This window comes from Crossiella sp. S99.2, assembly GCF_023094165.1.
In the GTDB taxonomy this organism is placed as follows: Bacteria; Actinomycetota; Actinomycetes; order Mycobacteriales; family Pseudonocardiaceae; genus Crossiella.
This window is the reverse complement of sequence record NZ_JALMDK010000017.1, coordinates 21,107-31,724: the sequence shown is the minus strand read 5'-3', so window position 1 is coordinate 31,724 and position 10,618 is coordinate 21,107. Positions and strand designations below refer to the sequence as shown.

The following is a 10,618-nucleotide window of genomic DNA, read 5'->3' as shown; positions in this document are numbered from 1 at the left end:
CTGTTGTCGAAATAGGTAAATAAACGGTAATCGGCTACCCGATAACCGTTGACCGTTCCGCCCGGCCCGCGGGGCAGCCCGCCACGCCGTGTGCGATCCTGGCGAACCCGGGCGTTTCCCCTCCGCGGAGCGGGTCCGCCCGTCATGCTGTTGGCCCATCGTTGCCCCGGAGCGAGGAGCGAGAAGTGTCCGCCGACTTGGAGCGGCTTGCCGCCGAGTTCGAGAAGTTCCAGGCCAAGATCAAGCAGGCCGAGGTGAAGTTCGCCGGCGTCGGGGAGATGCAGGAACGCCTCGGCCAGCTGGAAGCCTCGGTGACCTCGCCGGACCGCACCGTGACGGTGACCGCGGCCGCCGGTGGCACGGTGACCGGCATCCAGCTCACCCCGGACGCGGTGCGCCAGCCCGCCCCCGCGCTGGCCGCCACCATCATGTCCACCCTCACCGCCGCGGTCGCCGAGGCCGTGCGCCGCCAGGCCGGCATCGTGGACGACACCGTCGGCGCGGCCTTCGGCCTCAGCGCCACCGAACAGGTCCGCCAGGCCCAGGAGGCGAATCTGGGAACCGCGGTCGAGGAACTCACGTCACACCACGGCAAAGCACAGGCCCCGCCGCAGGCTCGCCCGGTCAAACGGGACGACGACGAGTACTTCGGCGACTACAGCGTGTACGGCGACGAAGAACCCCGGCACTGAGGACGGCAGAGGATGACAGGCCCCGGCAAGGTGAAAGTCAACGTTCCCGCGCTGACCAACTACGCCAAGCAGCTGGAGTACTACAGCTCCGAGGCGGACAAGTTCGGCCGCCTGGTCGACCAGGCCGATGTGACCAATGAGGCCTGGGGTGTCATGGGCGCCTTCGCCAAGGGCGCCTACACCGACCGGCTCGGCGAGCTGCGCGAGCTGCTGGCGGCGATGAAGGAGGGCGTCGCGGACCTCTCCGGCAAACTCCTGGACACCGCCGCGATCTACAAGGGCGCCGAGGACGACGCGGTGATCAAGTTCGGCAAGCACGAGGCCAAGATCGACGGCCCGCGCGGGGGGAAGAAGTCATGACCGAGCCACGGCAGAGCATCGCGGACGGCCTCAACGTCTCCCAGTACGACGAGAGTTTCGCCGCCAACGCGGACCGGGCGGCCACCAAGACGCCGATCATCGGCGACGCCTACAAGGCGGGCAAGTCCATCGCCGCGCACGCCCAGGAAATGGGCCAGGCCCAGGACGCCGGCGATCTGGCCTCCTCCGCGGGCAAGCTGGCCGGCGACGGCGCGGCATTCGTCGGCGGGGCCGCCGCGGACGTGACCACCTTCATGATGGACCCGATCGGCTGGCTGGTCAGCAACGGGCTCAACATCCTGCTCGAACTCGTGCAGCCGTTGCAGGACGCGCTGCACCAGGTCTCCGGCGATGGCCCGGCCATTGGGCACGCCTCGGACAACTTCGTCACCATGGCCCAGGGGTTTGTCGCGCTGGCCGAGGACTTCGAGAAGACCGGTGACACCTCGCTCAAGGACTGGGTGGACGAGGCGGGCGACGAGGCGCGCAAGGCCCTCGCGGACTTCTCCACCGGCATCCGCGGCGTCGGTTCCTGCGCGGGCTCGGTGGCCGAGGTGCTGCAGATGTGGTCCATGGTGATGGTGGTCATCGAGGAGGTGATCAAGGCGATCATCTCGGAGTTGATCTCCTGGCTGATCACCATCTGGCTGCCCGCGCTGGCCACCTCGATCATCTCCTTCGGCAGTTCGGTGGCCGCGGCCATGACCGCCTCCATCGCCAAGGCCGCCGCGGTGTTCAAGAAGGTCATGGGCTACCTCGGCAAGTTCGGCAAGCTGCTCAACATGTTCATGGAGTTCCTGGCCAAGTACGCCACCAAGGTCATCGAGTTCACCGGCAAGCTCCGGGTGGGCAAGGTGGTGGAAAAGGGCGACCGGGCCATCCCGCTGATCGGCAAGGTGGCCGACCGCACCGTGTTCCAGCCCAGCCGCCGGGTGATCACCACCGGCTTCGGCACGCACACCGGCGTGGGCCCGCTGGCCACCGGCATTGGCATCAAGGCCGGGGCGGGCGCGGGCAAGGGCGTGTACAAGGAAGGCAACGAGGAACGCAAGGAAGACGGCCCGATGTTCAACAAGAGCGGCATCGGCGGCGATCACAGCGTTGAGGAAACCCGCGGCAACCTGGACATGTAGCGTCGCGCCATGGCTGTCCCGAATCCCGAGTTCCGGCCGCGGGTGCGCGCCCTGGTCGAAGGCCAGTGGCGCGAACCCGTGGTCGTGCTGCACCTGGGCGATGTCGGCCCGGACTTCTTCGTGCCAGGCAGGCGCAAGGACGGCACGATCAAGGGCAAACGCCTGATCCGCCGGTTCTTCTGGAACCTGATCCGGATCCCGGTCGGGACCGTGGTCAGCGTGGTGCTCTCGGTCATGGGTGGCGGCGCGGCCAGCATCTTCGGCGGCAAGGGCGCGGTGCGCGGGCCGGAGCACGCCCAGGCGCTCGGGCTGGTCGACGCGGCCAAGGCGGCGGACAACCCTTGGCTGGTCTACTCGCCCTCGCACCTCGGCGTGGTGGACACCGGCTACTCCGACGATCCCGCGACCAACGAGCCCGCCAAGCTGGTCTGGCACGAGACCGCGCCGCACGCGCCCCGGCTGTGGCCGCGCAAGCAGACCCTGGTGTGGCCGGACAAGTCGGAGTTCCGGTTCGACCTCACCCACGAGGAACTGGGCATTCTCAAGCAGTCCTGACCCGCAGGGTGCGGTTGCGCAGTTCGGCCACGCCCAGCCCGAGCGCGATCATGGTCAGCAGGGCCGCGCAGACCATGGAAATGCTCAGGGACAACGGATAGTCCGCGCCGGTGGCGCTGATCGCGGTGTGGAAGACGGTGGCCAGCACCGCGGTGCCGACCGCGGTGCCCAGCCGCTGCCCGGTCTGCAACGCGCCACCGGCCACCCCGGCCATGGTGGTGGGCACGCGTTCCAGGGTGAGCGTGGTGTTGGGGGAGATGACCATTCCGCCACCGATGCCGGCGATCAGCAGCGGCAGCACCATGGCCCAGCCCAGCGAGTGCGCCGGGACGAGCAGGGCCAGCCCCGCCACCGCGAGCAGGCCGAAGGTGACCAGGCTCAGGCCGGTGACGGTGAGACGGCGGCCCCAGCGCTCGATCAGCCGCCCGGCGATGATCGCCGAGACGGCCGAGCCGACCGCGAACGGGGTCACCGCCAGCCCGGACTCCAGTGGCGTGAAACCCAGTCCCTGCTGGAAAAACACCGCGAAGACGAGCCAGATGCCGGTGAACGCGCAGAAGTAGACGGTGCCCAGGGTGGCCCCGCTGGCAAAGCCCGGCACCGTGCTGAACAGCCGCAGGTCCAGCAGTGGCGGGCGACCCAGCCGGACCAGCCTGCGCTCCCACCACACGAAGACCGCGCCCAGCACGATCGCGAGCGGGAACAGCCACCACACCTGCCCCAGGTTGCCCTGTTCGATCTCCAGGATCGGGAACAGCACACCCACCACGGCCAGCCCCAGCAACACCGCGCCGAGGAAGTCCAGTTCGCGGGCCACGCCGCGCAGCCGGGCCGGGGACTTCGGCAGCAGCCGGGCGGCCAGCACCAGGGCCAGCGCGCCGATCGGGATGTTGACCAGGAACACCCAGCGCCAGCCCTCGGGATCGCCGAACACGGCCAGGATCACCCCGCCCAGCACCGGGCCGACCGCGGTGGAGATGCCGACCACCGCGCCGAACAACCCGAAGGCGCGTCCGCGTTCCGGGCCGCGGAACAGTTCCTGGATCAGTCCGGTGTTCTGCGGGGTGAGCAGCCCGGCCGCCATGCCCTGCAACAGCCGGGCCACGATCAGTAGCTCCGGCGTGGTCGCGGCCCCGGCCAGCGCGCTGGTGAGCACGAAGCCGGTGAGCGCGATCAGGAACATCCGGCGGCGGCCCAGCGCGTCACCCAGCCTGCCGCCGAAGACCAGCACCAGACCGAAGGTGAGCGCGTAGCCGGAGACCACCCACTGCACGCCGCCCGCGGTGGCGGCCAGGTCGCGCTGGATCGAGGGCAGTGCCACGTTCACGATGCTGACGTCCAGGAGCACCATGAACCCGGCGGTCAGCGTGACGGCCAGGGCCCGCCAGCGCCGCGGGTCCGGTTCGGCTGGCAGTTCCGGTTCGGTTGGGGTCACCCCGCCATCCTCGCGCGAAATCCGCGGAACGGCGCGCCGAACCTGTCGAATCACTATCCATCCGGGGCCGGAAATGGCCAAAAGTGCCAGACAGAATGCACGGTGTGGGCGGCGGTCCTGGAATGCGGGGGAAATACCGTAGTTTCGCGATCAGCCACGAACACCGAGGCAGGGAGAAGGAAATGAACATGCGCACTGTGCTGAAGGCGGGGGTGTCGGTGGCGGCCGGTCTGGTGCTGCTGGGCCAGGCCGCCCTCGCCTCGCCCGCCGATCTCGCCGACACGGCCAACCAGAGCTGGCTACGGGTGACCCAACAGTTGATCAGCGCGCTGCCGCGGTCGGTGGACCAGCCGGGCAAGGACAGCGCCCTGCTGGTCAGCTTCCAGCCGCAGGCCCGGATGAACGGCGTGTTCGGCATCGCCCGCGACCCCGACCTGGGTGAGCTGGCCCGGTTCGCGGCCAGGATGCCCGGCTACAACCTGCCGTGGGTGCTGCGGGTCCGCGGCAACGGCACCGCCAAGATCAAGGCCCTGGCCAGCGGTTATGGCCTCACCGAGCAGAGCACGCGGGACCTGGCCGTGCTGAAGGCCGGGACTCCGCTGCCTGGCATCAGTATCCCGGGCGCGGTAGTGCGCGAGGTCGACGGCCGGTCCGCCGGGGTCTTCCTGGACATCGCGGTCAAGGCCACCGGGGTCGACCGGAACAGCGTGCGCGACCTGTTCCGTCCCGAGCTGTTCGACCTGCCCGGCGCCAGCGCCTACGTGGTGGAGCGGGACGGCAAGCCGGTGGCCACCGCGCTGGGTATCCGCGGCGGCGGCATGGTCGCGCCGTACTACCTGTTCGCGCTGCCGGAGGTGGCCGGTCAGGGCTACGAGCAGCTGGCCACCGAGCGGCTGCTCAAGGACTCCTTCGCCGCCGGAGTCAAGGGCGCGCTGATCGGCACCGAGCCCACTAATGAGGCACTGGCTCGCACCCTGGGATTCCGCACGGTGGACACCTGGACCACTTACAGCGCACCCCGCGGGTAATCCGGAATCAACGCAGAAGAACCGCCGGTGCGAGAATTCTCGCACCGGCGGTTCGCTTTTTGTCGAGCGGCGAAAAACAAATTCGCGCACGAAAGAACGCCGACCGCCTCGATGGCCGGAGTCGCCCGTGGTCGTTCGCCAGGTTACATAGCATGCTATATATTTGCAAGGTATGGACCTCGGGTAGGGTGGCCGCATGGTCTCCGACCTTGAGGTGGACGAGTTCGCCCAAGCCTGCAACCGGGTCTACGCCCTGATGCGCCGCAACCGCAGCAGCCTGGCGGCCAGCTCGGTCGCCGGGCAGCTCTCCGAGTCCCAGCTGATCCTGCTGACCCCGCTGGCCGAACACGGCCCGCTGCCGGTGGGCAAGGTGGCCAAGCTCGCCCGGGTCTCCCAGCCCACCGCCACCCGCGCGCTCAAACAGCTGGAAACCCACGGCATGGTCCGCCGTGACCGGTCCACAGTGGACGATCGCACCGTGCTGGTCGCGCTCACCCCCGAGGGCGCGGCCGCCCTGGACGGCGCGGTGGACCGGATGCGCGAACTCCAGCGCGCGGCCCTGGAGATCCTGCCGCCCTCCCGCCGCGCCCCCATCGTCAAGGCCCTGACCGAACTGGCCAAGGCCATCGACCAGTCCAGCTGATCCCAAGTCCGGTCCGCACCGCACCGGCGTGTTGGCCGTTGTCGTACCCAGTCTTGGCCGAACCGGTACCACTTGGGCCAACTGGTACGCCCACTTGGGCCAACTCGGCGTACCAGTTGGGCCAACTCGCCGTCCACAACGGCCAACTCGGCGTCCATAACGGCCAACACGGTGGCGGGGTGCTTAGCGTGGGGTGGCGAAGGTGTGGAGGTGGGCCAGGGCGGACTGGACTGCGTGGATCAGGTGTTGGCGGGAGCCGGTGGCTCGGTGTACGACCGCGCCGCCCTGTAGTGCGCTCACCATCAGGGCCGCCAGGGCGGCGGGGTTGGCTGAGGGCAGCAGGTCGCCGCGGTCGCGCATGGCTTGCAGGCCCTCGGTCTGGAGTTCGATGAGGTCCTGGTAGGCCCGGCCGGCCAGGCGGCGCAGGCGGGGTTCGGGCTCGATGGCGCGTCCGGCCAGCGAGGCGAACTCCCCGGCCTGGTCGAATCGGCGGGTGCTGGTGAGGTCGTCGGCCCAGGTCTGCCAGTGCGCCCAGGTGTCGAAGTCGCCGTAGCGGTGCCGGAGGTGGGTCAGGCAGCGGTCGATCTGGCGGGCCGCGGCGGCGGCCAGGAGTTCCTCGCGGCCGCCGGGGAAGTAGTGGAAGAGCTGGCCCTTGCTGGTGCCGGTGGCGCCGAGCACCGCGTCCAGCAGGAAGCCTTCCCGGCCGCGCTCGGCGAGTTGGTTGGCCGCGGCTTCGAGGATCCGGCCGCGGGTGGCGGCGCCCTTTCCGGTGACCATGTCGCCAGCCTAGCTTTGGACTCGAAAGTCCAAAAACTTCTGGCTACCGTCGGCGGCATGAACCTCAACGGACCGATCACCCGCCGCTTCGTCACCGGGTTCAACGGGCTGGTCCTGCGGTTGCGCGACTCAGCCTGGCTGGGTGGCTTCCTGCGCAGGCACTTCACCGTGGTCACCTACACCGGTCGGCGGTCCGGCCGCACGTTCAGCATTCCGGTCGGCTACCGGCGGGCGGGTGACATCGTCACCATCACGGTGATGCTGGCCGAGGCCAAGACCTGGTGGCGCAACTTCCTCGGCGAGGGCGGCCCGCTGACCCTGGAACTGGACGGGGCGCCGCGGACCGGGCACGCGGTGTCCCGGCGGGTCGGCGGCAACCGCGCCAGTGTGCGGATCACCCTGGACTGACAGGTCCAGACTCAGCGCCCGCCAGGGGTGAGCAGGCCGCGCCGGAAGCCCTCGGCCACCGCCGCCGCCCGGTCGCGCACCCCGAGTTTGGCGTAGACGTGCTGGAGGTGGGTTTTCACTGTCGCCTCGCTCAGGAACAGCCGCTGTGCCGCCTCCCGGTTGTTCACCCCGGCCGCGACCAGTTCCAGGATCTCCAGCTCGCGTGGGCTGAGCGGTTCGTCCTCGGTTTTGGGTGTGCGCAGGCGGCCCAGCACCACCGCGGCGACCGCGGGGGAGAGCACCGACTCGCCGCGGGCGGCGGCGCGCACCGCGCGGAACAGCTCCGGGCGCGGGGTGTCCTTGAGCAGGTAGCCGGTGGCGCCGGCCTCGATCGCAGGCAGCACATCGTGATCGGCGTCGTAGGTGGTCAGCACCAGCACGTGCGCGCCGATCCCACGGGCACGCAGGGCCCGGATCGCGTCCACACCACCGAGTTTCGGCATCCGCAGGTCCAGCAGGATCACCTGCGGGGCAAGCGCTTCGGCCAGGGTGACGGCCTCGGCGCCATCGGCGGCCTCGCCGAGCACGGTGAACCCGGGCTCCCCGGCGAACATGCCGCGCAACCCGTCCCGGACCACCGGGTGATCGTCCACGATCAGCAGCGTGATCGGCTCAGGCATCCCGCACCCCCACCGCGGGCACGGTGGCACAGACCGCGGTGCCCGCACCCGGTTCGGACTCGATGACCAGCCGGCCCGCGAGCCGCTCGACCCGCTGCCGCATGCCGTGTAGCCCGAACCCGGTGCCGTCCACTGTGGACTCAGCAAAGCCGCGGCCGTCGTCGCGCACGTCCAGGCTCACCACATCCTCCATATAGGACAGTGTGACGCCGACCCGGCTGGCGGCGGCGTGTTTGCCGACATTGGTGAGGGCTTCCTGGGCGATGCGCAGCAGACTGCCCTCGATTTCCGGGTGCAGGCGGCGGATCGGGCCGGTGGCGGCGTAGTCGGCGCGCAGGCCGGTGACCGCGGACCAGCGCTGGGTGGCCTCGGCCAGGGCGGTGGAGAGGCCGGATTCGGTGAGCGGGTGCGGGTTGAGCGCGGCCACCGACCGGCGGGCCTCGACCAGGTTGTCCCTGGCGAGTTCGGCCGCGGCCCGGACGTGGTGCCGCCAGTCCGCGGGCTGGGTGGCGGCTTGTTCCGCGGCCTGGAGCTGGGTGACGATCCCGGTCAGGCCCTGGGCCAGGGTGTCGTGGATTTCCCTGGCCAGCCGCTGCCGTTCCTCCCGTACCCCCGCCTCATGCGCTTGTTCGAGCAGCCGGGCCTGCAACTCGGCGTTGTCGGCCATGCTGCGTTCCAGCCGCCGGTTGGCCTCGGCGAGTTCGTCGACCATGTGCAGCCGTTGCACGCTGCGCGCGGTGATCACATCGCCGAAGGTGCTGAACAGGCTCACCAGCACCACGATGGCGATCATGAGCAGCAGGAAGACCAGCCAGGCCGACAGGGTGTCCGGCAGGCCGCGGCTCAACGAGGCCATGGCCAGGAACGCGACCGCGGTCACCCCGGCGTACTTCCACCGGCCGGGCAGCCGGTGCCAGGCGTGCACGTAGCCGGTGAAGGCGAACAGCCCGCCGTACCACTCGCCGCGCGACCCCAGCAACGCCATCAGCACCAGCAGTCCGGCGAAGTAGCCGAACATCAGACCGGGGCGCTCGATCCAGGCCGGGTGCAGGGTGATCCACCAGGCGATCCAGGCCGCGGTGAGCGCGGCCAGGCCGATGGTGCCGGGCAGGGCGTGCAGGTCGGCCCGAAGCCCGCTGAGCGCGGTGGCCACCAGGAGCAGCAGGTAGGGAACAGCCTCGGTGCGCCGCAGGATCCGGCGTTCCCAGGCGTCCAGCTCGCGGTGACTCAGACCCACCGGAACAACCTAACCGCCGTGACCCCCGCGACGAGTGCGAACACCCCCAGCGCCAGCAACTGACCCACCGCCGGGGCGCCGCCCATCCAGCTGGTGACCACGGTTTGCAGGGTCGCGCCGAGCGGGGAGTGGCGGCCGATCGCGGCCAGCCAGTCCGGCATCGCCTCCCAGGGCATCCAGAATCCGGCCAGGAACATCTGCGGGAAGAAGGACAGCGGGCCGAGTCCACCGGCGGCCTTGGCGTTGGGGGCGAGTGCGGCCACCAGCAGACCGATGGAGAACAGCGCGGCGATGCCCAGCACCAGCGATAGGGCCAGGCCGAGCGGGTTGGCCGGGGCGGGCAGACCGAGCGCGAGCACGGCGACGGTGGCGACCAGACCGGTGGCCGCGACCGCGATCCCAGCCTGTACCAGCAACTGCGCGCCCAGTAACGCGGCCGGGCTGACCGGGGTGGTGGCCAGTCGGCGCAGCACGCCGCGTTCCCGGTAGGCGCCCAGGACCGAGGGCAGGGTGAACAGGGCGAGCATGCCCAGCGCGATGCTGATGCCCAGTGCGGGCAGGAAGGCCGGTATCGAGCGCGAGCCGCCGGGCGGGGCGCCGCTGCTGGACAGGCCGAAGACCAGCACCAGGCCGACCGGCAGCGCGGCCACCACGATCACCCCGGCCGGGTCGCGGAAGAACAGTTTCAGCTCGGTGGCGGCGAAGGTCAGCACGCGGTTCACGGCAGTTCCCTTGGTGGCGGTGGGGCTCATGCCGCCTCGTCCAGGCGGCGGCCGGTGAGGGCCAGGAAGGCGTCGTCCAGGGTGGCCCGCTCCAGTCGCAGGTCGATCGGGATGACCTGCTGGGCGGCCAGTGCGGAGGTGAGTACGTGCAACAGGTTGCCGTGCCCGGTGACGGTGAATTCGGCGCCGTCCCGCCGGATCTCGGTGACCTCGGGCAGCGCGGTCAGCGGCCGGGTGTCCAGTGCCGCGGAGGGGCGGAACCGGACGGTCTGCGCACTGTCCACTGTGGACACAAGCTCGGCCGGGCTGCCGATCGCGGCTACTCGACCGTTGTCCAGCACGGCGATCCGGTCGCACAGCCGTTCCGCCTCGGCCATGAAGTGGGTGACCAGCAGGACCGTGACGCCGCGATCCCGGATGCCCTCGATCAGCGCCCAGGTGTCCTTGCGTGCCTGCGGGTCCAGGCCGGTGGTCAGCTCGTCCAGGATGGCGATCTCCGGGTTGCCGATCAGCGCCAGCGCGATGGACAACCGTTGCTGCTGGCCGCCGGAGAGCTTCTCGAACCGGGTGTTCGCCTGGCCCAGCAACCCCAGGTCACTCAGCAATTGTTGCCAGGGCAGCGGATCGGGGTAGAAGGTGGCGTAGAGCTGGAGCGCCTCGCGCACGGTGATCCGGTCCGGCAACCGGCATTCCTGCAACTGCACGCCCACCTTGGCGCGCAGGGCGGCCGCGTCGCGCCGGGGATCCAGGCCCAGCACGGAGATCCGGCCGCCGTCCGGGCGGCGCAGGCCCTCCACGCATTCCACCGTGGTGGTCTTGCCCGCGCCGTTGCGGCCCAGGATGCCGAAGATCTCGCCGCGTTCCACGGTGAAGGACACCTCGGCCACCGCGACGTGCTCGCGGTAGCGCTTGTGCAGGGAGTCGACCTCGATGACTGGCATGCCTTGAGCCTGTCCTGTGCCGGCAGGT

13 protein-coding genes are annotated in these 10,618 nt (G+C 70.2%); 7 read left to right on the top strand and 6 right to left on the bottom strand.

All coding sequences use genetic code 11. The features are described 5' to 3' along the window. Positions 1-185: 185 nt before the first annotated feature. The 4 genes from MZC64_RS41305 to MZC64_RS41290 are packed head-to-tail and all read left to right on the top strand — an operon-like array spanning position 186 to position 2,740. On the top strand, positions 186-692 hold the full coding sequence (locus MZC64_RS41305) for a YbaB/EbfC family nucleoid-associated protein (RefSeq protein WP_247764861.1): 507 nt from the start codon (positions 186-188) through the stop codon (positions 690-692). 12 nt (positions 693-704) lie between these two features. Further along, positions 705-1,052, top strand: coding sequence for a WXG100 family type VII secretion target (locus MZC64_RS41300; protein WP_247764862.1), 348 nt, complete (start codon positions 705-707; stop codon positions 1,050-1,052). Then, positions 1,049-2,185, top strand: a complete 1,137-nt coding sequence (locus MZC64_RS41295) for a hypothetical protein (RefSeq protein ID WP_247764863.1) — start codon at positions 1,049-1,051, stop codon at positions 2,183-2,185. Before MZC64_RS41300 ends, MZC64_RS41295 begins: the two co-directional genes overlap by 4 nt. A gap of 9 nt (positions 2,186-2,194) precedes the next feature. Then, entirely contained in the window at positions 2,195-2,740 is a 546-nt protein-coding gene (locus MZC64_RS41290) for a hypothetical protein (protein ID WP_247764864.1), read from the top strand. On the opposite strand, the gene MZC64_RS41285 is transcribed toward MZC64_RS41290, so the two are convergent. Then, the gene (locus MZC64_RS41285; RefSeq protein WP_247764865.1) at positions 2,727-4,175 is read right to left on the bottom strand and encodes an MFS transporter; all 1,449 of its coding nucleotides are present in this window, start codon (positions 4,173-4,175) and stop codon (positions 2,727-2,729) included. The two genes, MZC64_RS41290 and MZC64_RS41285, sit on opposite strands and share 14 nt — an antisense overlap. A 188-nt stretch (positions 4,176-4,363) precedes the next feature. On the opposite strand from MZC64_RS41285, the gene MZC64_RS41280 reads away from it, so the two are divergent. Then, positions 4,364-5,203, top strand: coding sequence for a GNAT family N-acetyltransferase (locus MZC64_RS41280; protein WP_247764866.1), 840 nt, complete (start codon positions 4,364-4,366; stop codon positions 5,201-5,203). Positions 5,204-5,399: 196 nt separating this feature from the next. After that, positions 5,400-5,846, top strand: coding sequence for a MarR family winged helix-turn-helix transcriptional regulator (locus MZC64_RS41275; protein ID WP_247764867.1), 447 nt, complete (start codon positions 5,400-5,402; stop codon positions 5,844-5,846). 183 nt (positions 5,847-6,029) lie between these two features. On the opposite strand, the gene MZC64_RS41270 is transcribed toward MZC64_RS41275, so the two are convergent. Then, positions 6,030-6,623 (bottom strand): TetR/AcrR family transcriptional regulator, encoded by a 594-nt coding sequence (locus MZC64_RS41270; protein WP_247764868.1) that lies wholly within the window; start codon positions 6,621-6,623, stop codon positions 6,030-6,032. A 57-nt stretch (positions 6,624-6,680) separates the two neighbouring features. Between MZC64_RS41270 and MZC64_RS41265 the strand changes: the two genes are divergently transcribed. Then, the gene (locus MZC64_RS41265) at positions 6,681-7,031 is read left to right on the top strand and encodes a hypothetical protein (protein WP_247764869.1); all 351 of its coding nucleotides are present in this window, start codon (positions 6,681-6,683) and stop codon (positions 7,029-7,031) included. Positions 7,032-7,042: 11 nt separating this feature from the next. Here MZC64_RS41265 and MZC64_RS41260 read toward each other — a convergent pair whose 3' ends face one another. The 4 genes from MZC64_RS41260 to MZC64_RS41245 are packed head-to-tail and all read right to left on the bottom strand — an operon-like array spanning position 7,043 to position 10,590. Further along, the gene (locus MZC64_RS41260) at positions 7,043-7,690 is read right to left on the bottom strand and encodes a response regulator transcription factor (RefSeq protein WP_247764870.1); all 648 of its coding nucleotides are present in this window, start codon (positions 7,688-7,690) and stop codon (positions 7,043-7,045) included. Then, positions 7,683-8,927 (bottom strand): sensor histidine kinase, encoded by a 1,245-nt coding sequence (locus MZC64_RS41255; RefSeq protein WP_247764871.1) that lies wholly within the window; start codon positions 8,925-8,927, stop codon positions 7,683-7,685. Before MZC64_RS41255 ends, MZC64_RS41260 begins: the two co-directional genes overlap by 8 nt. After that, the gene (locus tag MZC64_RS41250; protein WP_247764872.1) at positions 8,918-9,679 is read right to left on the bottom strand and encodes an ABC transporter permease; all 762 of its coding nucleotides are present in this window, start codon (positions 9,677-9,679) and stop codon (positions 8,918-8,920) included. The genes MZC64_RS41255 and MZC64_RS41250 overlap by 10 nt, the downstream gene beginning before the upstream one ends. Further along, a complete protein-coding gene (locus MZC64_RS41245; RefSeq protein ID WP_247764873.1) occupies positions 9,676-10,590 on the bottom strand; it encodes an ABC transporter ATP-binding protein in 915 nt (304 codons plus the stop codon). The genes MZC64_RS41250 and MZC64_RS41245 overlap by 4 nt, the downstream gene beginning before the upstream one ends. Between the last annotated feature and the right edge of the window lie 28 nt (positions 10,591-10,618).

Bases quoted from the DNA above. Each gene is read 5' to 3' on its own strand.
- MZC64_RS41265 (WP_247764869.1), top strand. From the start codon at position 6,681: ATGAACCTCAACGGACCGATCACCCGCCGCTTCGTCACCGGGTTCAAC.
- MZC64_RS41275 (WP_247764867.1), top strand. From the start codon at position 5,400: ATGGTCTCCGACCTTGAGGTGGACGAGTTCGCCCAAGCCTGCAACCGG.
- MZC64_RS41295 (WP_247764863.1), top strand. From the start codon at position 1,049: ATGACCGAGCCACGGCAGAGCATCGCGGACGGCCTCAACGTCTCCCAG.
- MZC64_RS41290 (WP_247764864.1), top strand. From the start codon at position 2,195: ATGGCTGTCCCGAATCCCGAGTTCCGGCCGCGGGTGCGCGCCCTGGTC.
- MZC64_RS41260 (WP_247764870.1), bottom strand. From the start codon at position 7,690: ATGCCTGAGCCGATCACGCTGCTGATCGTGGACGATCACCCGGTGGTC.
- MZC64_RS41245 (WP_247764873.1), bottom strand. From the start codon at position 10,590: ATGCCAGTCATCGAGGTCGACTCCCTGCACAAGCGCTACCGCGAGCAC.
- MZC64_RS41280 (WP_247764866.1), top strand. From the start codon at position 4,364: ATGCGCACTGTGCTGAAGGCGGGGGTGTCGGTGGCGGCCGGTCTGGTG.
- MZC64_RS41270 (WP_247764868.1), bottom strand. From the start codon at position 6,623: ATGGTCACCGGAAAGGGCGCCGCCACCCGCGGCCGGATCCTCGAAGCC.
- MZC64_RS41250 (WP_247764872.1), bottom strand. From the start codon at position 9,679: ATGAGCCCCACCGCCACCAAGGGAACTGCCGTGAACCGCGTGCTGACC.
- MZC64_RS41300 (WP_247764862.1), top strand. From the start codon at position 705: ATGACAGGCCCCGGCAAGGTGAAAGTCAACGTTCCCGCGCTGACCAAC.